The organism is Streptomyces sp. NPDC026206 (genome assembly GCF_040638465.1).
Classification (GTDB): domain Bacteria; phylum Actinomycetota; class Actinomycetes; order Streptomycetales; family Streptomycetaceae; genus Streptomyces.
On sequence record NZ_JBEZYL010000019.1, the window covers coordinates 46,699 to 71,096 of the forward strand.

The window sequence follows — 24,398 nt, forward strand, 5'->3', positions numbered from 1 at the left end:
CACTTGGCTACTCTTCCTTGTCTGACGGGATATCACTGTTCGGCCGGCCGGGCCCGTCCTGCGGCAGCTCTCCGTTGACGCCGCTGGTGAAGGCGGCCAGCCACAGTCCGGGCTGCACGGATTGCTCCTCGGGAGCGGGCGGGGCCGGGGTCCGCCGGGCGGCCGTGCCCCGGCCGCGTTCGGCCGCACCCCGGCCGAACGGGAGCGGTGCGGGGCCGCGCCGGCGCCGGCGCTGGGGGAGTCCGGTGTCGCCCAGGGGCGGGGGGACGGGGCTGTCCATGATCGGCGCCGCCGAGGGCTGGGCGGGGATGGAGCCGGAGCCGGGCCGCCGCTTCTTCTTGTACGGCGGAAGCTTGGGGGCGCGGGCGATGTCGCCGCCGGGGAACCTGCTCGCGGTGATCAGGTTCGGCGGGATCACCAACACTGCGCGGACACCGCCGTACGCCGAGGGCCGCAGCGACACGATGAAGTCGTGGGCGTTGGCGAGCCGGCTGACCACCGCCAGACCCAGCCGCGGTGACTCGCCGAGGTCGTCCAGGTCGAGGCCGCCCTCCTTGGAGAGCACCCGGTCGGTACGGCGACGGGCCTCGTCGGTCAGGCCGACGCCGGCGTCCTCGATCTCGACCGCGATCCCGGACTGGATGTCCACGGCGGTCAGGTGCACCCGGGTCTGCGGCGGGGAGTAGCGGGTGGCGTTGTCGAGCAGCTCGGCCAGCGCGTGGATCACGGGCTCGACGGCGGGGCCGACGACGGCCACGTCCGCCACCGAGTGCAGATCCACGCGGCGGTACTCGAGGATGCGCGACATCGCGCCGCGCAGCACGTTGTAGAGGGGGATCTCGGACCGCCACTGGCGGCCCGGGCGCGAGCCGCCCAGCACCGCGATGCTGTCCGCGAGCCGGCCGGTCAGGGCGTTGCCGTGGTCCAGGTGCAGCAGATCGCCGAACACATCCGGGTTGTTGCCGTGCTTGTGTTCCATCTCCCTGATGTCATAGGCCTGTTGGTGAACGATGGCCTGCATGCGGCGGGCGATGTTGACGAACGCGCGGTGGGCGGCGTCACGCAGCGCCTCTTCCGCCTGGACGGCTTCGATCACCGAGCGCACGATCGACCGGTGCGCCGCGGCGAAGCCCGGTTCGAGCTCGTGGATCGGGATGGTGACCCGCAGGACCTGGTCGGTGGGGGCGCCGTGGCGCATCAGCTTGAGCGCCTCGGGCATCACATCGCGGGCGAACCGCCAGGTCTCCGCGTCGTGCTGGTCGAGCCGGTGCTGCAGGAGGGCCTCCCGCTCGGCGTGGCGCCGGCGCAGCCCGGCGATCACCCGTCCGCGGCGCGCCGCCTCGGCGGCGGCCAGCGCCACCGCGATCGTGGCGGCCGCTCCGCACCAGGCCACGGGCGCGCGCGCTTCGGGCGTCACGGCGAGGGACGCCGTGACCGTGCACACGGCCAGTACCAGAGGGGAGACCACCCATATAAGAGCGGAGGGGGGCCGCCCTGGAGCCGACGAGCCAGTACCAACCATCGAGATCCTCGGAACTCTTGAGACATAAAGGAGTGGGGGCCGGCGCGCGGCGTTTTCCGTTCTCCCGGAAAGGCGGCGGCAGCACAGCACTTGACCGCAGCGTGCCGAAGTCGAGGCGGCCCGCTGCGCGAGATGGAGCGTAGCTTGTCGCGCGGTGCTCCGGCGCGAAGTTGTCATATTCGCGTGACGACCTGACAAGCGAATTCGAATGGCCTCATAATGTCCTGCACCACATGAACGAATGTATTTCCGAACGGCATGAATGGGCGTTCGGCACGCGTCGGAAGTCACGCTCACGGGTGGTCCGTCCGGCGAACCCTGCCCGCCCGGCGACGGACGGGGCTAGGCTCGCCCCACCACATTTCTCCGGGGAGACATCGCCATGTCGGGGCACCAGCGTGAACGCGACCCATCTGCCGCCCTGTTCGAGCGCGAGCGTGAGCTCGGCTTCGCCGAACGAGCGGTGCACGGCCTCTGCCGTCGCCAGGGACCGGACGGGCCGGCAGAGGACATCGACCAGCCGAGGGAAGGAGGTCTCCTTCTCTTCAGCGGTGAAGCGGGTCTGGGCAAGACGGCGTTGCTCACCGAGCTGCGGCGGATGGCGGGCGAGTGCGGTGACTGCACCGTGCTCTTCGCCCGTGGCAGCAGGTCCGCCGAGAAGGTGCCGTTCCATGTCGTCCGGCAGCTGCTCCAGCCCGCTCTCGCACCGATGACCACGGCCGCCCGGCAGGAGTTGCTCGGCGGCTGGTACGACATCGCGGGACCCGCCCTCGGCATCGCGCCGCCCGTCGGCCCCCAGGCCGACCCCCAGGGCGTGCGCGACGGGCTGGACTGGGTGGTCACCCAACTCTCCCTGACCCGCAAGCCCTTGGTCGTCGTGGTCGACGACGCCCACTGGTCCGACCCGGAGTCCCTCTCCTGGCTCACGTCCTTCACGGTGCGGCTGGGTGAGATTCCGCTGCTGCTCGTGCTGGCCTACCGGCCCGAGGAAGTGCCCGATCACACCCCGGCCTTCCGCGAACTGGTCGAGAGCCGGGAGTTCCGCCCGGCCGAGCTGCGGGCCCTGACGCCGGAGGCCGTGGCCGGCCTGGTGCGCGACACCCTCGGCGAGGGGGCCGACGACCCGTTCTGCCGCGAGGTGTGGGCGGTCACCGGCGGAAACCCGTACGAGGTCGTGGAGCTGATAGCCAAGGCACAGGACCGGGACCTGGAGCCGGTCGAGGACTCCGCGGCCCTCCTGCGCGACCTGGGCGCCGCGGCCCGGGGCAAGGGCCTCGTGTCCCGCCTCGAGCAGCTGGGGTCGTCGGTCACCCGCTTCGCCTGGGCCGCGGCCGTCCTCGGCACGGAGATCGAGGCGCGACTGGCCGCCGGCCTGGCGGGCATGGGCCCCGCCGAGGCGGCCGACAGCGCCGACCGGCTGCGGGAGGCGCGCATCCTCGTCGGCAACTCCCGGCTGGAGTTCGTCCATCCGCTGATCGCCACCGCCGTCTACCGCGCGATCCCCGCGGCCACCCGCACCGCCATGCACGGGCAGGCGGCCTGGCTGTCGGCCGACGCGGGCCAGGGAGTGGCCGTCGCCGCCCGGCACCTGCTGGAGGTCCACCCGGACGACGACCCCGAGGTGGTCACCCAGCTGCGCGCCGCCGCCCGTGAGCACCTCGCGGTGGGCGCCCCGGACGCCGCCCGCCGCTGTCTTGAGCGGGCGCTGCAGGAGCCGCCGCCCGAGGAGGAGCGCGCCATGCTCCTGTACGAACTGGGCTGTGCCGCGCTGCTCACGTCGCCGCAGACCACCGTGAACCACCTGCGCGCCGCACTGGACCTGCCGGACCTCAGCGACGAGCTGCGCGTCGACGCCACCTACCGGCTCTCGCAGGCGTACGGGCACAACAGCCAGCTCCGTGAGGCCGCCGCGGTGGTGGCCGACCAGGCATCGCTCACCCCGCCGGGCTCCGGCCGGATGCGCCTGCAGGCCGCCCACTATCTGTGGAAGGGCATCCAGGTCGAGGAGGAGGACGCCCTCGGCCGGTCCCGGCGCATCGCCGAGCTCGCCCGGCCCCTGGACGGCCGGGACAACGCGGAGCGTGCCCTGCTCGCCCTCCGCGGCTTCGACGGCATGATCCGTGGTGAGAACGCCCTGGAGGTCGTCGAGATCATCCAGCGGGCGCTGGTGGGCGGCCGACTCGCCGAGGGCATGGGCTGGACCAACACCGAGTGGGGCTTCGAGCTGCCCACCCTCATCGGCATCACCCTCGCCTACACCGACCAGCTCGACCAGGCGGAGGAGTTCTTCACCGAGGCCGTGCGCGCCTTCGAGATCTCCGGCTGGAGCGGCGCCCACCTCGCGGCCGCGCATGACTTCCGGGGCCTGGTCCACCGGCGGCGGGGCGAGCTGGTCCAGGCCGAGGCGGCCCTGCGCAAGGGGCTGGAGCTGGCCTACCGCCTCGGCCCGGGGCTGCCCGTCCAATGGGACGGCATCTGCCTGCTGATCGACACCTTGATCGCGCGCGGCAAGATCGAGGAGGCCCAGGCCGTCGCGGAGGAGAACCAGTTCTACCCGCCGTACTCCCCGGCGATCGTCCTGCCGGATGCCGCGTGCCTGGCCGGACGGCTGCTGCTGGAGCGGGGCCGGACGAAGGAGGCGGTCGCCGAACTGGAGGCCGCCGGGCGCAGACTGGACGAGCGCGGCCGCCACAACACCCTGTGGGCGCCCTGGGCGCTCGACCTGGCGAGCGCCCTCGCTGAGGAGGAGCCCGAGCGCGCCCGGGACCTCGCCGGCCAGGCCGTCAGGCACGCACACCGGTTCGGCACCGAGACCGCGGTCGGCGAGGCTCTGCGCCGCTCGGCCCCGCTGTACGGGCTGCAGGAGCGGGTGGAAAGGCTCGGCAAGGCGGTCGGGCAGCTGAGGATGTCGCCCTGCCGGTTCGAGTACGCGGCGGCGCTGGTCGACCACGGTTCCGCGCTGCGGGCGGTGGGCCGTCAGGTCGAGGCGGTCGAGCACCTCCATGAGGGGCTGGCGGTCGCCGAGCGCTGCGGGGCCGACGGGCTCGTCGAGAGGGCCCGGTCCGAGGTCGTGGCGTGCGCTTTCAAGGGCGGGGAGCAGCAAGGAGGCTGACGCGGGAGGACGGGTCGCCGGCCGAGGGGCGAAGGCTCACGAGGCGCGGCGGCCCGTTTTCTTGGCGGTGGCCTTTTTCGTGGTCTTCGAGGAGGCGCTTGTGGAAGAAGCGCTCTTCGATGCCGTGCTTTTGGAGGCCGCGCTCTTCGACGCGGTGCTTTTGGCCGCGGTTTTCTTGGCCGTGGTCTTTTTGGTCGCCCCTTTATTCGATTCGACAGTCTTCTTGGCGCGGCTGCGCGAGGCGACGCCCGCAGTTGTTTTTCCGGGTTCTTTCCGTTCTTCCTTCTTGCCCGCCGAGTCGATGGATGCCTGCAGGGCGGCCATCAGGTCGATCACATTGTCGGGCGCCGGGGTCGTCTCCTTCCTGGGTGCGGGCCGGTGGTCCAGGTGCGCGCTGATCAGCTCGCCGAGGGCCACCTCGTACTCGTCCTCCAGGGAGTCGAGGTCGAAGTCCTCCGACAGCGTGTCCATCAGGCTCGTGGCCATCTTGAGCTCCTGCGGCCGCACGCTGACGGACGAGGGCGGGGCCAGGTCGCCGGCGACGCGGATCTCGTCGGGCCAGTACATGGTGTGCAGGGTCAGCAGGTCCTCATGGACGCGCAGCAGCGCCAGCGACTCCCGGGTCCGTAGCGCGATCTTGGTGACGGCGACCCGTTCGGTCTGCTTCAGGGTCTCGCGCAGCAGGACGTAGGGCTTGTTCGCCGCCGCGCTCTCGGGGGCCAGGTAGTAGGCGCCGGACAGCTGGAGGGGGTCGATGCGGTCGGCGTCGACGAAGGCCAGGACGTCGATGAGCTTCTTGCTGGGCAGGGGCAGGCCCGCGAGGTCGTTCTTAGTGACGACGGCGGTGTGGCCCTCGTCGTCCTCGAAGCCCTTGGCGACGTGCTCGTAGTCGACTTCCTTGCCGCACACGTCGCAGACGCGCTTGAGGTGGATGCGGCCGCCGTCCTCGTCGTGGACCTGGTGCAGCCTGATGCCGTGCTCCTGCGTGGCGGCGTACAGCCGTACGGGCACGGAAACCAGCCCGAAGCCGATCGAGCCTTTCCACATGGTCCGCATAGCTCGTGTCCCTCCGTGGGAATTATTACCTTATGTCCACTTCTTCGGAGCGGCAGTCCCAGGAGCGGCAGGTGGTGGAGGTCGAGGGCCGCAGGCTCTCCCTGTCCCATCTCGACCGGGTGCTCTTCCCGGCGTCCGGGCACACCAAGGCCCAGGTCCTGCGGTACTACGCCCGTGTCGCCCCGGCGATGCTGCCGCACGCCGAAGGGCGGCCGGCCTCCTTCGTCCGTGCCCCCGAGGGCAGCGGCGGGCAGAGCTGGATCGCCAAGACGCCGCCCAACGGGTCACCCGGCTGGGTGCCCCGCGTGCCGGTCAGGCACAGGGACGGGGTGGCCGAACAGGTGATGATCGACTCCGCGGCGGCCCTGATCGCCATGGTGAACCTCGGCGCGTACGAGGTGCACGTCCCGCAGTGGACCGCCGAGGCGGGCCCCGACGGCCACGACCGCCTGGTCCTCGACCTCGATCCCGGCCCCGGCACCGACCTCGTCGTCTGCTGCCGCGTCGCCCAGCGGCTGCGCCAGCTGCTCGCCGACGACGGGCTCACGGCCCACCCGGTGGTCTCCGGCGCGAAGGGGCTGCACCTGTACGCGCCCGTCGAGGCCGCCTCCGGCCGTGCCACCGGGCACTACGCCAAGGGCTTGGCCGCCCGGATGATGAACGAACACCCCGGCCTGGTGGTCGTCTCCATGGCCAAGGCCGAACGCAGGGGCAAGGTGCTCATCGACTGGTCGCAGAACGCCAGCGCGAAGACCACCGCCGCCCCCTACACCGTGCGCCTGCTGCCCGACCGCCCCGGTGTGGCCGCCCCCGTCACCTGGGACGAGGTCGCCGCCTGCACCGAACCCGGCGAGCTCGCCTTCACCCCCGAGCAGGTCCTCGACCGCCTCGACGCGCACGGCGACCTGCTGGCCGCCCTCGCCGGCGACCGCGCCCGGGGCAGGCTGCCCTGAGCCTCACCCCAGCTGTGTCAGGTCCGGGCGCAGCCGGTGCCAGGTCGGGTGCCGCAGCCGGTCGCCGGCCGTCCACCCGGTGAAGACGATCTCGGCGACCAGGCGCGGCTCGACCCAGTGCGCGCCGGGAACGTCGACCGGGCCGGCGAAGGGGGAGCCGGCGCGCGGGATCACCGACAGGTAGCGGGAGAGGTCCTGCCGTTCGCGCTCGGAGAGCCCGGACCCGACGGACCCCACGTAGCGCAGGCCGGACGGCTCCCGCAGGCCGGCCAGGACGGCACCGGGAAGTCCGGCGAGGCGGCCGCGCCCCTCCGCCCAGCCGCCGATGACCACGTCAAGAGTGATGACGTGCTTGGTCTTGCGCCAGTCGGGTGAACGCACGCCCGGCAGGTAGCGGGACGAGAGCCGCTTGGCCAGGACGCCCTCGAAGCCGCTGCGCAGCGTGGCGTCCCACGCCTGCCGGCCGTGTCCCTCCAGGTGTGCGGGCACCGACCAGTTGGGGCCCCCGAGGCCCAGCCCGTACAGCACGGCGCGGCGCTCCCGGTACGGCAGGCCGGTCAGCAGGGCGCCGTCGAGGTACATGACGTCGAAGAGCATCAGGTGCACGGGGTACTCCATCGCCAGATGTGCGGCGCGGCGCGGATTGCTGACCCCCATCCGGCGCTGCAGCAGCCCGAAGTCGGGCCGTCCCCGCTCGTCCACGACCACGACCTCCCCGTCGAGCACCACCGGCCGGCCGGGCAGCCGCTCGCCGAGTCCCTGCAGCTCGGGATAGGTTCCGGTGGCGTCGTTGCCCGCCCGGGTGACCAGCCTCAGGGAGCCGTCGCCCGGCGAGCTGACGACGCAGCGCACGCCGTCCCACTTGACCTCGAAGCCCCAGGAGGCCTCGTCGTCCTCCGCGGGCAGCGGGGCCGGTGTGGCCAGCATGGGCCTGATCCCGGGGAGAGCGTGCGCCGGCGTCACTTCGACCCGGCCCATTCCAGCAACTCCTGCGCCGTCCAGGTCGTGATGACCCGCTCGGCGGGCACGCCGCACTCCTCTGCCCGGGCACAGCCGTGGATCTGCCAGTCGAGCTGGCCCGGGGCGTGGGCGTCGCTGTCGACCGAGAAGAGCACCCCCGCGTCGAGTGCCGTGCGCAGCAGCCGGCGCGGCGGGTCGAGCCGCTCGGGCCGGCTGTTGATCTCCAGGGCGGTGCCGAAGCGGGCGCACGCCGCGAAGACCATCTCCGCGTCGAACTCCGACTCGGGCCGGTGCCCCACGATCCGCCCGGTGCAGTGCCCCAGGACGTCCACGAGCGGGCTGGCGACCGCCGAGACCATGCGCCGGGTCATGCTCTCCGCGTCCATGCGCAGCTTCGAGTGCACGGAGGCGACCACCACGTCCAGCAGCTCCAGCAGCTCCTCCTCCTGGTCCAGCGAGCCGTCGGCCAGGATGTCGCACTCGATCCCCGTCAGCAGCCGGAAGCCGTCGCCGAGCCGCTCGTTGACCTCCGCGACCACCTCCAGCTGGGCGCGCAGCCGCTCCGGGGACAGTCCGCGGGCGATCGTCAGCCTGGGCGAGTGGTCGGTCAGAACGGCCCACTCGTGCCCGAGGTCGCGGGCCGCGCGCGCCATCTCCTCGATGGGGCTGCCGCCGTCCGACCAGTCCGAGTGCAGATGACAGTCGCCGCGCAGCGCCGCCCGCAGCTCCAGCCCGCCCTCGGCCAGCGGCCCGCCGGCCTCCTCCTCCAGGCGGCCCAGATAGGCGGGCGTCTCGCCGCGCACCGCCTCGGCCACCACTGCCGCGGTCTTGGGGCCGATGCCCTTCTTCTCCGTCAGGGAGCCGTCGGCCGCGCGGCGTCGCACCTCCTCCAGCGGCATGTCGGAGACGACCGCGGCGGCCGTACGGAACGCCTTGACCCGGTATGTCGGTGCCTGTGTGCGCTCCAGCAGGAACGCGATCCGCTCCAGCGCCTCCACGGGATCCATGGCTCCCACCTCCACGTCACCACCGTGCGGCACGGGCCGCCCGCCCGCATGTGTTCGTACCGCCCGGCGCGGGCAGTGACCTGTCACCCACCGAGGACAGGGAGCCGCAGATGAGCCACCCGCAGCACGGCGACCGCACCGCGCCGAGGGCCCGCCGGGCGGTGGTCCTGGGCGGTGGCATGGCCGGGATGCTGGCCGCGGCCGTCCTGGCGGACCACGTCGGCGAGGTCGTGGTCGTGGAGCGGGACCGGCTGCCGGCGCGGGCCCTGGCGCGCCCGGGGCTGCCGCAGGCCCGGCACGCGCATCTGCTGATGTCGGGCGGCGCCCGCACCGTCGAGTCCCTGCTGCCCGGCACGCTGGGACGCTGGGTCGCAGCGGGTGCCCGGCGCATCGCGATGCCGGCCGATCTGGTGGCGCTGTCGCCGCCGGGCTGGCTGCCGCGCCGGCCGGAGATGCAGTTCATGGTGGCGTGCACTCGCGACCTGCTGGACCTGGTGGTGCGCGAGCAGGTCCTCGCCCGCCCGCGGGTCACACTGCGCGACGGCACCGAGAGCCTCGCGCTCCTCGGCGGCCCCGGCCGGATCACGGGGGTACGGATCCGTGCCGCCGGTGCGGCCAAGGACGAGGAGCTGCCGGCCGGCCTGGTCGTCGACGCCTCCGGCCGCGGGTCGGGGGCCGTGCACCGGCTGGCCGGGCTGGGGCTGCCCGCCGTCCGTGAGCAGACCGTCGACTCCGGGCTGGTGTACGCCACCCGCATCTTCCGCGCCCCTCCGGGCGCCGAGGACTTTCCCGTGGTGAGCGTCCAGCCCGACTCGCGCGTTCCGCGCCCCGGACAGGCAGCCACGCTGATGCCCGTCGAGGGCGGCCGCTGGCTGGTGACCGTCTCCGGCACCCGGGGCGGCGAACCCACGCGACGCACCGAGGACTTCGAGCCGTTCGCCCGTGGCCTGCGCCATCCTCTCGTGGCGGACCTGATCGCCCGCGCCGAACCGCTGACGGAGGTGCACCTGACGCGCAGCACCGTCAACCGGCGCCGCTTCTACGAGTGCCTGCCCGCCTGGCCGGAGGGCTTCGTCGTGCTGGGCGACGCCCTCGCCACCTTCAACCCCATCTACGGCCAGGGCATGTCGGTGGCCGCCCAGGGCGCCGCCGGACTGCGCGAGATCCTGCGGCGGCGGGGCGCGGACGCGCCCGGGCTGGCCCGGGAGGCACAACGAGCGGTCGCCCGCGCGACCGCCGGCGCCTGGGACCTGTCGACGGGCGAGGACATCAACTACCCGGGCGCGATCGGCGCCCGTCCTCCGCTGCCGGCCCGCCTGCTGAGCGGCTACTTCACACGCATGCTGCGAGCCTCGGTCGTGGACCCGGTCGTCATGCGGGCCCTGATGGCCGTCATGACGCTGTCGGCACCCATGAACGCCCTGATCAGGCCCGAGGTGGTGGTCGCCGTGCTGCGCGCCACCGGCCGCCCCGTGCGACCGGGACCGACCCTGACGGCCGAGGAGCGGACCCGCGCCGGGATGGCGCCGCACTGACGGGAGAGGCGGGGGGGCAGGGCCGCACCGACAGACGCCCCGGCCCCGTACCCACCGGACATCGCCCTGCCCCGGGTGCCGCACCGGCCCAGCGCACGGCTTTAGGATCCGCGCCCCGCCAGCCGGGCGGGCGGCAGGTACTCGCGCTCCAGGGTCCGGTGCCACCAGGCGCCGGTCTCCCGCAGCTCCCGCCAGGTGGTGAAGCGGTACAGGTACAGCCGGGCGCGGACGTGGGTGGGCGGGGCGCCGGGGAAGGGGTTGTGCCGCAGCAGGCGCAGGGTCGCCGGGTCGTTGGTCAGCAAGCGCTCGACGAACGGGCCGAACCATTGCCTCGCGTAGCCCGGCGAGATGCCCGCGAACCACATCAGCCAGTCGAGCCGTAGATGGTACGGGGCGAACTGGCGCGGCGTCCGCCGAGGATCGCCCGGCTTCCCCCGGAAGCCGTACTCCTTCCACACTGTCGTATCGGTGAGCTCGGTCTCGTCGGTGCCCTCCACGACCACCTCGTGGCGGCTGCGGTTGACGCTGCCGAAGGCACCGTAGGTGTTGACCAGGTGGAAGGCGTTGAAGGACATGTTCATCCGCTGCTGCCGGGAGAGCATGTTGCGCACCGGCCACCAGCTGAGCACCGCCACCAGCGCCGTGGCGGCGAGGACCAGGCCCTCGAACCAGAGGGGGGCCGCGCCGACGGGCGAGTGGTGCGGCAGGGAGAACAGGTCCGCCATGGCCGTCCCGTCCACGGCGGAGAAGGCGAGCACGATCGTCACCCAGTTGAGCCAGGCGAAGTTGCCCGAGGCCACCAGCCACAGCTGGGTGACGATGATCAGGCCCGCCGCCACGCTCGCGACGGGCTGCGGGGCGAGGAGCCCGAAGGGGACGACGAGCTGGGCGACGTGGTTGGCGGCGGTCTCCACGCGGTGCAGCGGCCTGGGCAGCCGGTGGAAGAACCAGCTCAGCGGGCCCGGCATGGGTTGCGTCTCGTGGTGGTAGTACAGGCACGTCAGGTCCCGCCAGCAGCTGTCGCCGCGCACTTTGATCAGCCCCGCGCCGAACTCCACGCGAAAGAGCAGCCAGCGCAGCAGCCACAGCACGAGCACGGGTGGATCCGTGCGCGCGTTGCCCAGGAAGACGGCCAGGAACCCGGCCTCCAGCAGCAGCGACTCCCAGCCGAAGGCGTACCAGGTCTGGCCCACATTGACGATCGACAGATACAGCGCCCACAGCGCCGCCCACATCACCATCGCCGCCCACAGCGGCACCGCGTCCGCGCCACCGGCCAGCACCGCGGCCGAGAGCAGCGCACCGCTCCACGCGCAGGCGGCGAAGAAACGGTCCGAGTAGTGGAACTGGAAGACGCTGGGCGCCCTGCGCAGGGGCGCGTACGCCACGTACCGGGGCACCGGCAGCATGCCCCGCTCGCCGATGAGCGCGCGGAACTGCAGGGCCGCCGAGACGAAGCCGGCCAGATAGATGCCCGCGAGGGCCCGCTGGAGGACCAGCCGGCTCAGCCAGTACCCGGATGCCGTGAACCACTCCATGGCGGTATCCGTACCACTCCAGCCCCTCCGTATCGTGCAGTCACATCGAAGAAACCGACAAAAGATGGCAGAGTGGCTCTATGGTTGATCGGGGAGCGACGCCCGCCACCGTACCGCCGCCGGACGACTGGCCCGCTCGCCCGGAGCTGATCCTCGCCCTCAATCGCACCGGAAGCTTCGACTGGGACCTGACAAGCGGCCGCCTGCACCTCGACCCGTGCGCCCTGGCGGTCCTGCACGTCCCGCCGGACACTTTTCACGGCAGCATCACCGACCTCACCGGCCGGCTGCCGCGCACCGACGCCTCCCGCCTCGACGCCGTGGTCTCCAGCGCCCTGAAGGACGGCAGCGACAGCTACGCCGCCTACTACCGCGTGCGCACCGGCGACGGCAGCCTGCGCTGGACGTACACCCAGGGCCGCATCCAGCGCGACGAGGAGGGGCGGCCCTGCCGCATCGTCGGCATCGTCCGCGACGCCACCGAGGAGCTGGAGCAGGCCGGGCCGCGCGAGCTCGCCGCCGAGCGCCGCCACCAGACCACCGTGGTGGAGACCATCACCGCCGCCCTCGCCCACGCCCGCACCGTCCAGGACGTCATCGACTTCTTCAAGGACGCCCAGGCCGTCGAACACCTCGGCTCCGACCTCCTCGTCCTCGGCCTCGTAGAGTCCGGCCGCATCCACCTCGTCGCCGAGGGTCCGTCGGTGCACTTCATCCCCGGGACCCGCTACACCCGCATCGACGACAACTTCCCCATGAGCGACGTCATCCGCACCATGACCCCGTGCTTCATCGAATCCCGCGGGGAGTTCGCCGCCGGCTACCCCTGGCTGTGGGAACGCATCAAGGACATCGGCATCGCCTCCGCCGCCTACCTCCCGCTGGTCGCCCAGGCCCGTCCCATCGGCGCCCTCGGCCTCCTCTACCGGGAGGCACGCGGCTTCACCCAGCAGGAGCGCAACCTCTTCATCGCCCTGAGCAGCAGCCTTGCCCAGAGCATCGCCCGCGCAATGCTCTTCGATCAGGAGCACGACATCGCCGAGGGCCTGCAGCAGGCCATGCTGCCGCGCCGCATCCCCGACGTACCCGGCGCGAACATCGCGGTCCGCTACCGCTCCGCCCGCATGGGACGCGACATCGGCGGCGACTGGTACGACGCCATCCCGCTGCCCGGCGGCCGGGTCGGGGCGGTCATCGGCGACGTCCAGGGCCACGACACCCACGCCGCCGCCGTCATGGGCCAGCTGCGCATCGTGCTGCGCGCGTACGCCACCGAGGGGCACGCCCCGGCCACCGTCATGGCCCGTGCCTCCTCCTTCCTCCACGAACTCGACACCGACCGCTTCGCGACCTGCACCTACGCCGAGGCCGACCTCACCACCGGCGTCGTCCAGCTGGTGCGCGCCGGCCACATAGATCCGCTGCTGCGCCACACCGACGGCACCTGCCGGCGCCTGCCCGTCTCCGGGGGGCTGCCGCTGGGCCTGTCCGCCGAGTTCGGCCGCCTGGACTATCCCGTCACGACCGTGGAGCTCGACCCGGGGGAGACCCTGCTGCTGTTCACCGACGGCCTGGTCGAACAGCCCGGATCCGACCTCGACGAGGGCATGCAGCAGCTCACCGGCATCGTCCGCGAGGGCCCCTACGAGCTCCAGAAGCTGGCCGACATGCTGTGCGAGGCCGTCGGCGAGCGCGTCGGCGAGGATGACATGGCCGTCCTCCTCCTGCGCCGCCAGGGTGCCGGTGCCCGCGGCGGCGGCAAGCTCCAGCAGCACATCGCCCCCGCCGACCCCGAGGCCCTGTCCGCCGGCCGGCACATGATCCGCGCGGCGGTACGGGCCTGGGGCGCCCGGGAACGCTCGGACGAGATCGAGCTGGTCGCCGACGAGCTGGTCACCAACGCCCTGCTCCACACCGACGGCGCCGCCGTCGTCACCATCCGCATGCTCCCCGGCCCCGAACGCCGCGTGCGCGTCGAGGTCGACGACAAGTCCAGCGCCCTGCCACGCCGCCGCGAACCGGGGGACTCGGGGGTCTCCGGCCGGGGGCTGCTGCTGGTCGAGCGGCTGGCCGACGTCTGGGGCGTGGAGCCGCGCGGCGGTGGCAAGTCCGTGTGGTGCGAGTTCGTCGTGCCCGACCGGCACCACGCCGCGGACAACGGCCCCCGCTGAAGGCCCGCCGGCCGCCGATTTGCGAAGAGCGCCGCCCTCCGGTTCCACTTGCGGCTTTGTCCCCTGACGAACCGTCGGAAAGGCCGCACCCACCATGTGGACCCCCAGACGCCACACCGCCCGCCGCGCAGCCCTGCTCCTGGGCGCCGCCACCCTGGCCCCGGCCGCGCTGCTCACCACCCAGACGCAGCCGGCCCGGGCGTTCGGCACCGTCAACGCGTTCGGCCAGCACGCCGAGCACGAGCGCATCACCCGCGCCGCCCTGGCCTGTGCCCCCGGCACGGCATCCGACGGCTCCTGCTTCGAACCCCGCTCCCTGGACCAGGTCGCCGGCCACAAGGGCACCTTCGGCGCCGTCGGCGCCCCCGACACCGACGAGGTCACCGCCCCCGAGGCGCACTGCGACAACGCCGACTTCCGCACGGCCGCCGGCTACCCGCGCAGCCGCCAGGAGGCCACCAGGCAGCTGCAGGCATGCGTCGCCAGGCTCCAGACCCGCTTCAAGGAAGGCATCGACGCCGCCGGGGGCATGCTCACCTCCGACGGCAAGGTCGTGCCCGGCGAGAGCGACCTCACCAGGGGCTGCACCTTCACCCTCGGCGTGGCCGGCCGCGACAAGTGCGAGGCCATCGAGGGCTTCGGCCGCGCACTGCACGGCGTGCAGGACTTCTACTCGCACAGCAACTGGGCCGACAAGCCCGACACCGGCCGCCCCGTGGACGAGAACAATCCGCCCGGCCTGAACCTGCCCGCGCCCTCCCCGCTGCTCGCCCTGTCCACCGGCCGGCCCCCGGCGGCCTCCGCAGTCCCCCGCGAGCTGACCACCGGCTGCTTCTCGCTCGTCCCCCTCGGCTGCGCCCACCGCGTCCAGCACACCGTCCTCAACAAGGACACCGGCCTGATCGACCCCGCCACCGGCGCCACCAGCGGCCCGGCCGGCAGCCGCGGCAGGACGGCCGGGAACTTCGGCCTCGCCGTCCGCGCCGCCGTCACCGACACCCGCCGCCAGTGGGCCGACTTCCGCGCCGCCCTCGCCGACCGCTACGGCAAGGACCGCGCCCGGGTCATCGGTTGCGCCCTCACCCACGACGACCCCGTCCGCGACTGCGCGCCGAAGGGCTGAACCGGCTGCCAAGGAGGAACCACGGAGGAACCAGGGCGGAACCAGGAAGAAGGCCAGGCAGGAACCACAAGGGAAGAGGCCAAGGTCACAGCCGATGCCTCTGCTGCCGGGCGCACCCGCTCCCCTAGCCTTCCCCCCATGACGGTCCTGCCTGATGATGGCTTCTCCCTGGCCGCCGAGTTCCCGGACGCGACCCGCGAGCAGTGGCAGCGCCTCGTCGAAGGCGTGCTGAGCAAAGCGGGCACCGTGGCCACGGGCCCGGCGGCCGAGGAAGCGTTGGCCACCGCGCTCCAGGACGGGCTCGCCACCCGCCCCCTCTACACGGCCGACGACAGCGCCCCCACGGCCGGCTACCCCGGTTTTCCCCCGTTCGTACGGGGCGGGCGCCCCGAGGGGAGCGTCGTAGGGGGCTGGGACGTACGCCAGCGCCACGGCCGCCCCGACCCGCGGCAGGCCAACGAGGCCGTCCTGGCCGACCTCGAGAACGGCGTCACCTCCCTCTGGCTGACCGTCGGCGCCCAGGGACTGCCCGTCGACGGCATCCCCGCCGCCCTGGAGGGCGTCTACCTCGACCTGGCGCCCGTGGTCCTCGACGCCGGAGCCGGCTTCGAGGCCGCGGCCCGGAGCCTGCTGCGGCTTTACGACGAGCGCGGCGTCCCCCGCGGCGAGGCCCGGGGCAACCTCGGCGCCGACCCGCTGGGCACTGTCGCCCGCACCGGCGACGACACCGGCCTCGCGCAGGCCCTGGCGGCCGCCGCCGGCCTCGCCGGGCAGTGCCTGCGCGACCGCCCCGGCATCCGCGCCCTGACCGTCGACGCGCTGCCGTACCACGACGCCGGCGGATCGGCCGCCCAGGAACTGGGCTGCTCCCTCGCCACCGCCGTCGCCTACCTCCGCGCGCTCACCACCGCGGGACTGAGCGTCGACGAGGCCTGCGCGCAGCTGGAGTTCCGCTACGCCGCCACCGCCGACCAGTTCCTGACCATCGCCAAGCTGCGCGCCGCACGACGGCTGTGGGCCCGGGTCGCCGAGGCCAGCGGCGCGGCACCCGCCGCGGGCGCCCAGCGCCAGCACGCGGTCACCTCCGCGGTGATGATGACCCGCCGCGACCCGTGGGTGAACATGCTGCGCACCACCATCGCCTGCCTGGGCGCCGGGGTGGGCGGCGCGGACGCCGTCACCGTCCTGCCCTTCGACGACGCCCTCGGCCCGCCCGACGCCTTCGCCCGCCGCATCGCCCGCAACACCTCCTCGATCCTGGTGGAGGAGTCCCACCTGGCCCGCGTCGTCGACCCGGCGGGCGGCTCCTGGTACGTGGAGCGGCTCACCGACGAACTCGCCCACGCCGCCTGGGCCTGGTTCCAGGAGATCGAGCGCGCCGGCGGCCAGGCCGCCGCCCTTGCCTCGGGCCTGGTCGCCGGGCGGCTCGCGGACACCTGGCGGCAGCGGTCCGCCGCCCTCGCCACCCGCCGCGAACCCATCACCGGAGTCAGCGAGTTCCCCCACCTCGGCGAGCAGCCCGTGCGCCGCGGGAGCGCCCCCGCCGTGGAACCGGGCCACCCGGCCGCACTGCCCAGGGTCCGCCGCTCCCAGTCCTACGAAGCGCTGCGCGAACGGTCCGACGCCCACCTGGCCGCCACCGGGGCCCGGCCGCGCGTCTTCCTCGCCGCGCTCGGCCCCGCCGCCGCGCACACCGGCCGGGCCACCTTCGCCGCCAACCTCTTCCAGGTCGGCGGCATCGAGCCCGTCCACGAGCCCGCCTCCGTCGATCCGGGGACGGCCGCCGGGGCGTTCGCCCGCAGCGGCGCCACGATCGCCTGTCTGTGTTCCAGCGACAAGCTCTACGCCGAACAGGCCGAGGCCGTCGCCGGCGCCCTGAAGGCCGCGGGAGCCGCCCACGTGTTCCTCGCGGGCAGGCCCGGCGCCGAGCAGCGGGAAGTGTATCTACGAGCCGGAGTCGACGAGTTCGTCTTCGCGGGCGGCGACGCGGTCGCCGTTCTCTCCTCCGTCCTCGACCGCATGGGAGTGGCGTGATGCGGATCCCCGACTTCTCCGGCATCGAACTGGGGCCGGCCGGGCCGGCCGGCGGCGACGGCGCGGCGTGGCGCGCCGCCCTGAAGGAGAGCACGGGCAAGAGCGCCGAGGACCTTCTGTGGCAGACGCCCGAAGGCATCGGCGTCAAGCCGCTCTACACCGCCGAGGACCTCGACGGCCTGGACTTCCTGGGCACCTACCCCGGCATCGCGCCCTATCTGCGCGGCCCGTACCCGACGATGTACGTCAACCAGCCCTGGACGATCCGGCAGTACGCCGGGTTCTCCACGGCCGAGGAGTCCAACGCCTTCTACCGCCGCAACCTGGCGGCCGGTCAGAAGGGCCTGTCCGTCGCCTTCGACCTGCCGACCCACCGCGGCTACGACAGCGACCACCCGCGTGTCACCGGCGACGTGGGCATGGCCGGCGTCGCCATCGACTCGATCTACGACATGCGGCAGCTCTTCGACGGCATCCCGCTGGACCGCATGAGCGTGTCGATGACGATGAACGGGGCCGTCCTGCCCGTCCTCGCCCTCTACATCGTCGCCGCCGAGGAGCAGGGCGTACCGCCCGAGAAGCTGGCCGGGACCATTCAGAACGACATCCTCAAGGAGTTCATGGTCCGCAACACCTACATCTATCCGCCCCGGCCCTCGATGCGGATCATCTCCGACATCTTCGCGTACACCTCGCAGAAGATGCCGCGCTACAACTCCATCTCCATCTCCGGCTACCACATCCAGGAGGCCGGGGCCACGGCCGACCTGGAGCTGGCCTACACCCTCGCCGACGGCGTGGAGTACCTGCGCGCCGGGCTCGGCACCGGCCTGGACGTGGACGCCTTCGCGCCGCGCCTGTCGTTCTTCTGGGCGATCGGCATGAACTTCTTCATGGAGATCGCCAAGCTGCGGGCCGCCCGGCTGCTGTGGGCCAGACTCGTCAAGCAGTTCGAGCCCAAGAACGTCAAGTCGCTCTCCCTGCGCACCCACTCGCAGACCTCCGGCTGGTCACTGACCGCGCAGGACGTCTTCAACAACGTGGCCCGCACGTGCGTGGAGGCCATGGCTGCCACCCAGGGGCACACCCAGTCGCTGCACACCAACGCCCTCGACGAGGCGCTGGCCCTGCCCACCGACTTCTCCGCCCGCATCGCCCGCAACACCCAGCTGCTGCTGCAGCAGGAGTCCGGCACCTGCCGGGTCATCGACCCCTGGGGCGGCAGCGCCTACGTCGAACGGCTCACCCACGACCTCGCCCGCCGCGCCTGGCAGCACATCCAGGAGGTCGAGGCAGCCGGCGGCATGGCCCAGGCCATCGACGCCGGCATTCCCAAGATGCGCGTCGAGGAGGCCGCCGCCCGCACCCAGGCCCGCATCGACTCCGGCCGGCAGCCGGTGATCGGCGTCAACAAGTACCGGGTCGACAGCGACGAGCAGATCGACGTGCTCAAGGTCGACAACTCCTCCGTGCGCACGCAGCAGATCGACAAGCTGCGCCGGCTGCGCGCCGAGCGCGACGAGAGCGCCTGCCAGGACGCGCTCCACGCCCTCACCAGGGCGGCCGAGGCCGGCCCCGGACAGGGGCTCGACGGCAACCTCCTCGGCCTCGCGGTGAACGCGGCCCGCGCCAAGGCCACCGTCGGCGAGATCTCCGACGCCCTGGAGAAGGTCTACGGCCGGCACGCCGGTCAGATCCGTACGATCTCCGGTGTGTACCGCGAAGAGGCCGGTCCGTCGTCCGGAGTGGAGCGCACCCGCGCGCTGGTGGAGGCGTTCGAGCGGGAGGACGGCCGCCGCCCGCGCATCCTGGTCGCCAAGATGGGCCAGGACGGCCACGACCGCGGCCAGAAGGTGATCGCCACCGCCTTCGCCGACCTCGGCTTCGACGTGGACGTCGGCCCGCTCTTCCAGACCCCGGCCGAGGTCGCCCGGCAGGCGGTGGAGGCCGACGTGCACATCGTCGGCGTCTCCTCGCTGGCGGCCGGCCACCTCACCCTCGTCCCCGCGCTGCGCGAGCAGCTGGAGGAACAGGGCCGGGAGGACATCGTGATCGTCGTCGGCGGGGTCATCCCGCCGCAGGACGTCGAGCCGCTGCGGGAGATGGGCGCCGCCGCCGTCTTCCCGCCCGGAACGGTCATTCCGGACGCCGCCCACGATCTGCTGAAGACCCTCGCCGGGGTCCTCGGCCACGAGCTGTGAGCCCATGGCGCGGACAATAGACCTGGACGCCTACGTCAAGGGCGTGCTCGACGGCAAGCGGGCCGCCGTAGCGCGCGCCATCACCCTGGTCGAGTCGACCCGCGCCGACCACCGCGAGCTCGCCCAGCGCATGCTGACCGAGCTCCTGCCGCACGCCGGCGCCGCACGGCGGATCGGCGTCACCGGCGTGCCCGGGGTCGGCAAGTCCACCTTCATCGACGCCTTCGGCACGATGCTCACCGGCCTCGGCCACAAGGTCGCCGTGCTGGCCGTCGACCCGTCCTCCAGCCGCACCGGCGGCAGCATCCTGGGCGACAAGACCCGCATGGAGCGCCTCGCCGTCGACCCGGCGGCCTTCGTCCGCCCCTCGCCGACCGCCGGAACGCTCGGCGGGGTGGCCAAGGCGACCCGCGAGAGCATCGTGGTGATGGAGGCCGCGGGCTACGACGTGGTGCTGGTCGAGACCGTCGGCGTCGGCCAGTCCGAGACGGCCGTCGCGGGCATGGTCGACACCTTCCTGCTGCTCACCCTCGCCCGCACCGGCGACCAGCTCCAGGGCATCAAGAAGGGCGTTCTGGAGCTGGCCGACCTCGTCGCCGTGAACAAAGCGGACGGACCGCACGAACGGGACGCCAAGGCCGCGGCCCGCGAACTGGCCGGAGCACTGCGCCTGCTGCAGTCCCCGGACGCGGCCTGGAACCCTCCCGTCCTGACGTGCAGCGCCCGCGAGGGCACCGGCCTGGACACCCTGTGGGAGCGCGTGGAACAGCACCGGCGGGTCCTTCAGGCCACCGGCGAGCTGGCCGGCCGGCGCCGCGAGCAGCAGGTCGGCTGGGCGTGGACCATGGTCCGCGAACAGCTCCTGACGGAGTTGCGGGACCACCCCGCGGTACGCCGCCTGGGCCCCGGCCTCGAACAACAGGTGCGCGAGGGCACGCTGACGGCGAGCCTGGCCGCCGAGCGGCTCCTGGAGGCCTTCCGCTCGCCCGGCTAGCGCCGACCGGCGCCGCGTGCGGAGCGGGCCCGATCCCATGACATCCTGAGCCGTCACAGTTCGCCGGGCGGGATCGGCGGATCTCCGGGATTTCGAGGATGATGCAGCACATGAGACTCTGCTTCCTGGTGGAGGAGCAGTACCGGTACGACGGCATGCCGGTGGACGTGATCCGCCAACTGACCGCCTGGGGACACCGGGTGGACGTGCTGCGGCCGGGCAGTTCGCTGATGCGCCTCTCGGAGACGGTGCGCGCCGGGCACCACGACGCGTGGGTCCTCAAGACCGTGTCCGGCGGCCCGGGGCTGACGCTCCTGGAGGCCGCCGCGGCCGTCGGGCTGACCACGGTCAACGACGCCCGTTCCATTCGCGGGGTGCGCGACAAGGCGCTGGCGGCGGTGATCGCCGAGGCCCGGGGCCTGCCCGTGCCCACGACCTGGGCGGCCGCCCGGGCGGAGGACTTCGCGGAGCTGCCCGCGAGCGCGTACCCGCTGGTCGTCAAGCCCGCCGACGGCAGTTCGGGCCGTGCCGTGCGGCTCGTACCCGACCCGGAACGGCTGGCGGCCCCCGGGCCGGAGGCGGACGGGAGCCGGAAGCCCGACGGAATGCTGATAGCCCAGCCCTATGTGCCCAATTCGGGCATCGACCTCAAGGTGTACTGCGTCGACGGCGAGCTGTACGCGACCGAGCGCCGCAGCCCCCTCCACCCCGACCAGCCGGTCCGCGAACGCCAGGTGCCGCTCGCGCCCGAGGTCGCCGCCATCGCCGCCGAGGTCGGCGCCGCCTACGGGCTCGACCTGTACGGGGTGGACATCGTCTTCGGGCCCGACGGCCCGGTGGTCGTCGACGTCAACGACTTCCCGAGCTTTCGCCAGGTGCCCGACGCCGTGGCCCGGGTGGCGTGGGCCATCCTGCGGCTGGCCGGAGCGGGCGGGACGGGCGCCGGGGCGCAGGCCGGGGCGGTTCCCGCCGCGCGGCCGCTGCTGGCGGCACCGGCCCGGGCCGCCGGCGGCAGCGCATGAGGATCTGCCTGCTGACGCCCGCCCCCGACCACCCGCTGCTGGCCGAGACGACCGCCCTGCTGACGCCCCACCACGACGTGCAGTGGCTGGACCCGGGGACGGCGAAGGGCCTCCCGGACCCCGCTGCGCTCGCCGACGTCTATCTGCTGAAGACGCGCACCCCGCGGGCCCTGGCCCTCGCCCGCTTCCTGGAGGAGCACGGGGCGCCGGTGCTGAACTCCGCCTCGGCCACCGAGCTGTGCCAGGACCGCACCGCCATGGCGGAGGTGGCCCTGCGCGCCGGACTGCCGTTCGTGGCCACCCGCACGGAGGCGTCGCTGACGCGGCTCGCCGAGGCCGGGGAGGAACTGCCGTGGCCGGTGGTGGTCAAGAGCCGGCACAGCCGGCGCCATGACCTGGTCGCCCGCGCCGACGACACCGCGCGGCTGCGAGCGCTGGCGCGGCAGTGGCCGGACGAACCGGTGGTGATCCAGCCGTTCACACCCAACGACGGCTGGGACCACAAGCTCTGGGTGGTCGCCGACGAGATCTTCGCCGGACTGCGCCGCTCCGAGCTGGCCACGGCCGTCCCGGACCGGACGACGCGCTCACTGGGGACCGGCGAGCTGCCCGCGCGGTGGCTCGACGTCGTCCGGCGGGTGGGGGAGGTGTTCGCGCTGGACGTGTACGGCGTCGACCTGCTCGACGCCGGGGGAGAGCCCGTGATCGTCGATGTCAACGCCTTTCCGGGCATACGCGGGCAGGCCGGTGCCCCCGAGGCCCTCGCCGCGCTGGCCCTGCGCACGGCCGCCGGCAGCCGGCCGCCGCGCGTCCTGGTCGGCCCCTGACCGGTTCCCAGAAGATCTGTGGCCAGAACTCTCGCCGCCGCGCCGGTTCCCCTCGATACTGCGGACGCCTGTCGTACGCAGTACCGAAGGAGGCCGGCATGCTTCACGGCATCGATGTCAGCAGCCACAACAGCGAGAACTACCCCCTCCAAGGGCTGGACTTCATCTTCGTCAAGGTGACGGAGGGGACCTCGTACACCAATCCCAAGTGGGTCGTCCAGCGCGACCGGGCCCGGCGGGCGGGGCTCGTCGTCGGCTACTACCATTACGTCACGCCGGGCTCGATGTCCGCGCAGGGCAACTACTTCCTCGGGAAGATGGCGTTACGCGCCGGGGACGTCCTGGCCCTCGACTGGGAGCACCCCGGCGTGTGGTGCGCGGACAAGGACCGCTGGCTCGCCCATGTGCGGGCCAAGGCGCCGGGGCACCGCGTGGTCCTGTACTGCAACCGGGACTACTGGTTCAACCGGGACACGACGAGCAACGCGGGCGACGGCCTGTGGATAGCCGACCCCGAACACGCCGCCGGCCACCCGGCCGTACAGCATCCGTGGACGTTCCACCAGTACAGCTGGGCCGGCGGACTGGACCGCAACGTGGCGCGGTTCGCCGACCGGGCCGCGCTGCGGGCCTGGGCCGGTGCCCCGAGGGCGGCGGAATCCACGGAGCCCCCCGACCCGGAGTGAGACCGGCCCGCCTGCCGGGCAGCCCCTCGCGCTCCGCGGTCAGCCGACCAGCTCCAGGACCGGCAGCAGCCCCTGCGGCCGGTCCCCGACCGGCAGATGGTCCACCAGCCGCACCGCGCACCCGATCCCCGCCGCCCCCGCGTCCGCGCGCGGGTCGTCCCCCACCATCAGCACCTGCGAGGGCGGCAGGCCGAGCTCCTCGCACGCCGCCCCGAACAGCCGCGGATCGGGCTTCTGCACCCCGTGCTCGTAGGACAGGACGTAGGCGTCCACCAGCTCCTCCAGACCGTGCGCCCGGAAGACGGGACGCAGGTCCCAGCCGATGTTGCTCACCACGGCGGTCCGCACGCCACGGCGCCGCAGCTCGCCGAGCACCTCGGCGGCGTCGGCGTACGGCCGCCACGCGGCGGGCTCCATGTGCCGGGCGTACAGCACGTCGTACAGCCGCGGGTCCGGCAGCGGAACCTGGCGGGCGACGCCCACATAGGCGGCCCGGTGCTGCTCCGCGCTCCTGTCCCGCTCGGCCCACACCCCGGCCAGCTGCGGCGGCACCGCCCGCGGCGCCACCCCACCGGGCAGCGCGCCGGCCTCCTCCAGCCGGCGCACCAGCTCGGCGAACGCCTCACCGGACAGATCGGTACCGGTCTGCTCCAGCGCGGCCCGCAGCCAGGACGCGGTGGGCTCGATGCGGAACAGGGTGCCGGAGAAGTCGAACAGCACACCCTTGACGTTCCTGCGGGTCATCAGCGCTCCGGCTCACGAAGTGACACTACATACCGAGTCTTTCACGTCTTCATATGGTCGTTCATTTGGTCGGGGATGTTCTGGGCCGAGCCCGGCAGCCCGGCAGGCCGGGGCCGGCTCGTGCCCGTGCCCGTGCCTACGGCCTCGGAGGGCCGGCTCACGGCGGTCAGTAATAGCGCAGCAGTGCCGGCTCGGCGTGGCGTCCGTACGCCCCCAGCGCCAGGCGCTGGTGAGACAGCCGGGCCTTCTCCGCCCGGCGGATCGCCAGCAGGGTGCCCAGCGTCTCTTCGAAGTCGTCGTTGACGACGTGGTAGTCGTGCTCCGCCACGAAGCTGAAGTCGCGCAGCGCCATCGTGTGCCGCAACTCCCGCTCCTCCTCGTTCTCACTGCCGCGACCCGCAAGCCGCCGGTCCATCATTTCCACGCTGGGGGCCATGATGAAGACGCCGACCGTCTGTGCCGGGAAGAAGCGCCTGAGATTGAGGTAGCCCTCGGGGCAGTAGTCGAGGAGCAGATCCTGTCCCCGGCCGAGCGCCTCGTCGAGGGGAGCACGCAGGGTGCCGTAGTACTCGTCGGAGGAAGGACGGATCCACTGCGCAAACTCGCCGTTGCCGGCCATCTTGAGGAACTCGTCACGGGTGACGTGGTCGTAGTGCTCCTCGCCGGCTCCGGGCCGCGGCCGGCGTGTGGTCACGGACCGGGTGATGACCAGTGTCGGATCGGCTTCGGCCATGGCACGCGCCAGTGAGGTCTTCCCCGTACCGGAAGGCCCGGACAATACGAACAGGCAGCCGGTGGGACGAGCGAGAAGGGGCTTGGGGCCGACTGGCATGACTGATATTCACCTCGGGATTCGGGGCAATTGCGCCGCAGTCTTTTCGCACCTCTCGGCCGGTGGATTTCCGAGGGGGCA

At 72.9% G+C, this 24,398-nt stretch carries 18 protein-coding genes; 11 read left to right on the forward strand and 7 right to left on the reverse strand.

Annotated features, from left to right (window positions below; translation table 11 throughout):
• Positions 1–7 precede the first annotated feature (7 nt).
• Positions 8–1,522, reverse strand: coding sequence for an ATP-binding protein (locus AB0F13_RS23565; protein ID WP_362085664.1), 1,515 nt, complete (start codon positions 1,520–1,522; stop codon positions 8–10).
• Between the two features lie 382 nt (positions 1,523–1,904).
• On the opposite strand from AB0F13_RS23565, the gene AB0F13_RS23570 reads away from it, so the two are divergent.
• Positions 1,905–4,634: an AAA family ATPase gene (locus tag AB0F13_RS23570; protein WP_362085667.1), complete on the forward strand. Its 2,730-nt coding sequence runs from the start codon at positions 1,905–1,907 to the stop codon at positions 4,632–4,634.
• A 36-nt stretch (positions 4,635–4,670) separates the two neighbouring features.
• On the opposite strand, the gene AB0F13_RS23575 is transcribed toward AB0F13_RS23570, so the two are convergent.
• Positions 4,671–5,690, reverse strand: a complete 1,020-nt coding sequence (locus AB0F13_RS23575) for a Ku protein (RefSeq protein ID WP_362085670.1) — start codon at positions 5,688–5,690, stop codon at positions 4,671–4,673.
• Positions 5,691–5,722: 32 nt separating this feature from the next.
• On the opposite strand from AB0F13_RS23575, the gene ligD (AB0F13_RS23580) reads away from it, so the two are divergent.
• Positions 5,723–6,643: a non-homologous end-joining DNA ligase gene (gene ligD / locus AB0F13_RS23580; protein ID WP_362085673.1), complete on the forward strand. Its 921-nt coding sequence runs from the start codon at positions 5,723–5,725 to the stop codon at positions 6,641–6,643.
• 3 nt (positions 6,644–6,646) lie between these two features.
• Here ligD (AB0F13_RS23580) and ligD (AB0F13_RS23585) read toward each other — a convergent pair whose 3' ends face one another.
• Both ligD (AB0F13_RS23585) and AB0F13_RS23590 read right to left on the reverse strand, forming a co-directional pair.
• On the reverse strand, positions 6,647–7,570 hold the full coding sequence (gene ligD, locus AB0F13_RS23585) for a non-homologous end-joining DNA ligase (protein WP_362085676.1): 924 nt from the start codon (positions 7,568–7,570) through the stop codon (positions 6,647–6,649).
• Positions 7,571–7,602: 32 nt separating this feature from the next.
• On the reverse strand, positions 7,603–8,610 hold the full coding sequence (locus tag AB0F13_RS23590; RefSeq protein WP_362085679.1) for a PHP domain-containing protein: 1,008 nt from the start codon (positions 8,608–8,610) through the stop codon (positions 7,603–7,605).
• 110 nt (positions 8,611–8,720) lie between these two features.
• Between AB0F13_RS23590 and AB0F13_RS23595 the strand changes: the two genes are divergently transcribed.
• Positions 8,721–10,145, forward strand: a complete 1,425-nt coding sequence (locus AB0F13_RS23595) for an FAD-dependent monooxygenase (protein ID WP_362085682.1) — start codon at positions 8,721–8,723, stop codon at positions 10,143–10,145.
• Positions 10,146–10,246: 101 nt separating this feature from the next.
• On the opposite strand, the gene AB0F13_RS23600 is transcribed toward AB0F13_RS23595, so the two are convergent.
• On the reverse strand, positions 10,247–11,683 hold the full coding sequence (locus tag AB0F13_RS23600) for a lipase maturation factor family protein (RefSeq protein ID WP_362085685.1): 1,437 nt from the start codon (positions 11,681–11,683) through the stop codon (positions 10,247–10,249).
• Positions 11,684–11,763: 80 nt separating this feature from the next.
• Here AB0F13_RS23600 and AB0F13_RS23605 point away from each other — a divergent pair, with 80 nt between their 5' ends.
• The 8 genes from AB0F13_RS23605 (at position 11,764) to AB0F13_RS23640 (ending at position 22,741) form a co-directional block, all read left to right on the forward strand.
• Complete coding sequence (locus tag AB0F13_RS23605; RefSeq protein WP_362085688.1) at positions 11,764–13,854, forward strand: SpoIIE family protein phosphatase; 2,091 nt, start codon at positions 11,764–11,766, stop codon at positions 13,852–13,854.
• A 94-nt stretch (positions 13,855–13,948) separates the two neighbouring features.
• Positions 13,949–14,977, forward strand: a complete 1,029-nt coding sequence (locus AB0F13_RS23610; RefSeq protein ID WP_362085691.1) for a CinY protein — start codon at positions 13,949–13,951, stop codon at positions 14,975–14,977.
• A 138-nt stretch (positions 14,978–15,115) separates the two neighbouring features.
• A complete protein-coding gene (gene mutA / locus AB0F13_RS23615; protein WP_362085694.1) occupies positions 15,116–17,011 on the forward strand; it encodes a methylmalonyl-CoA mutase small subunit in 1,896 nt (631 codons plus the stop codon).
• On the forward strand, positions 17,011–19,212 hold the full coding sequence (scpA, locus tag AB0F13_RS23620; RefSeq protein ID WP_362085697.1) for a methylmalonyl-CoA mutase: 2,202 nt from the start codon (positions 17,011–17,013) through the stop codon (positions 19,210–19,212). The genes mutA and scpA overlap by 1 nt, the downstream gene beginning before the upstream one ends.
• 4 nt (positions 19,213–19,216) lie before the next feature.
• Positions 19,217–20,206: a methylmalonyl Co-A mutase-associated GTPase MeaB gene (meaB, locus tag AB0F13_RS23625; protein ID WP_362085700.1), complete on the forward strand. Its 990-nt coding sequence runs from the start codon at positions 19,217–19,219 to the stop codon at positions 20,204–20,206.
• Positions 20,207–20,316: 110 nt separating this feature from the next.
• The gene (locus AB0F13_RS23630; protein WP_362085703.1) at positions 20,317–21,228 is read left to right on the forward strand and encodes a hypothetical protein; all 912 of its coding nucleotides are present in this window, start codon (positions 20,317–20,319) and stop codon (positions 21,226–21,228) included.
• Positions 21,225–22,055 (forward strand): alpha-L-glutamate ligase, encoded by an 831-nt coding sequence (locus AB0F13_RS23635; protein WP_362085706.1) that lies wholly within the window; start codon positions 21,225–21,227, stop codon positions 22,053–22,055. The genes AB0F13_RS23630 and AB0F13_RS23635 overlap by 4 nt, the downstream gene beginning before the upstream one ends.
• 98 nt (positions 22,056–22,153) lie before the next feature.
• Positions 22,154–22,741 (forward strand): GH25 family lysozyme, encoded by a 588-nt coding sequence (locus tag AB0F13_RS23640; protein WP_362085709.1) that lies wholly within the window; start codon positions 22,154–22,156, stop codon positions 22,739–22,741.
• A 39-nt stretch (positions 22,742–22,780) separates the two neighbouring features.
• Here AB0F13_RS23640 and AB0F13_RS23645 read toward each other — a convergent pair whose 3' ends face one another.
• Both AB0F13_RS23645 and AB0F13_RS23650 read right to left on the reverse strand, forming a co-directional pair.
• Complete coding sequence (locus tag AB0F13_RS23645) at positions 22,781–23,485, reverse strand: HAD-IA family hydrolase (RefSeq protein ID WP_362085712.1); 705 nt, start codon at positions 23,483–23,485, stop codon at positions 22,781–22,783.
• A 166-nt stretch (positions 23,486–23,651) separates the two neighbouring features.
• Complete coding sequence (locus AB0F13_RS23650; protein WP_362085715.1) at positions 23,652–24,317, reverse strand: hypothetical protein; 666 nt, start codon at positions 24,315–24,317, stop codon at positions 23,652–23,654.
• Between the last annotated feature and the right edge of the window lie 81 nt (positions 24,318–24,398).

Bases quoted from the DNA above. Each gene is read 5' to 3' on its own strand.
- AB0F13_RS23565 (WP_362085664.1), bottom strand. From the start codon at position 1,522: ATGGTTGGTACTGGCTCGTCGGCTCCAGGGCGGCCCCCCTCCGCTCTT.
- AB0F13_RS23570 (WP_362085667.1), top strand. From the start codon at position 1,905: ATGTCGGGGCACCAGCGTGAACGCGACCCATCTGCCGCCCTGTTCGAG.
- AB0F13_RS23575 (WP_362085670.1), bottom strand. From the start codon at position 5,690: ATGCGGACCATGTGGAAAGGCTCGATCGGCTTCGGGCTGGTTTCCGTG.
- ligD (WP_362085673.1), top strand. From the start codon at position 5,723: ATGTCCACTTCTTCGGAGCGGCAGTCCCAGGAGCGGCAGGTGGTGGAG.
- ligD (WP_362085676.1), bottom strand. From the start codon at position 7,570: ATGCTGGCCACACCGGCCCCGCTGCCCGCGGAGGACGACGAGGCCTCC.
- AB0F13_RS23590 (WP_362085679.1), bottom strand. From the start codon at position 8,610: ATGGATCCCGTGGAGGCGCTGGAGCGGATCGCGTTCCTGCTGGAGCGC.
- AB0F13_RS23595 (WP_362085682.1), top strand. From the start codon at position 8,721: ATGAGCCACCCGCAGCACGGCGACCGCACCGCGCCGAGGGCCCGCCGG.
- AB0F13_RS23600 (WP_362085685.1), bottom strand. From the start codon at position 11,683: ATGGAGTGGTTCACGGCATCCGGGTACTGGCTGAGCCGGCTGGTCCTC.
- AB0F13_RS23605 (WP_362085688.1), top strand. From the start codon at position 11,764: ATGGTTGATCGGGGAGCGACGCCCGCCACCGTACCGCCGCCGGACGAC.
- AB0F13_RS23610 (WP_362085691.1), top strand. From the start codon at position 13,949: ATGTGGACCCCCAGACGCCACACCGCCCGCCGCGCAGCCCTGCTCCTG.
- mutA (WP_362085694.1), top strand. From the start codon at position 15,116: ATGACGGTCCTGCCTGATGATGGCTTCTCCCTGGCCGCCGAGTTCCCG.
- scpA (WP_362085697.1), top strand. From the start codon at position 17,011: ATGCGGATCCCCGACTTCTCCGGCATCGAACTGGGGCCGGCCGGGCCG.
- meaB (WP_362085700.1), top strand. From the start codon at position 19,217: ATGGCGCGGACAATAGACCTGGACGCCTACGTCAAGGGCGTGCTCGAC.
- AB0F13_RS23630 (WP_362085703.1), top strand. From the start codon at position 20,317: ATGAGACTCTGCTTCCTGGTGGAGGAGCAGTACCGGTACGACGGCATG.
- AB0F13_RS23635 (WP_362085706.1), top strand. From the start codon at position 21,225: ATGAGGATCTGCCTGCTGACGCCCGCCCCCGACCACCCGCTGCTGGCC.
- AB0F13_RS23640 (WP_362085709.1), top strand. From the start codon at position 22,154: ATGCTTCACGGCATCGATGTCAGCAGCCACAACAGCGAGAACTACCCC.
- AB0F13_RS23645 (WP_362085712.1), bottom strand. From the start codon at position 23,485: ATGACCCGCAGGAACGTCAAGGGTGTGCTGTTCGACTTCTCCGGCACC.
- AB0F13_RS23650 (WP_362085715.1), bottom strand. From the start codon at position 24,317: ATGCCAGTCGGCCCCAAGCCCCTTCTCGCTCGTCCCACCGGCTGCCTG.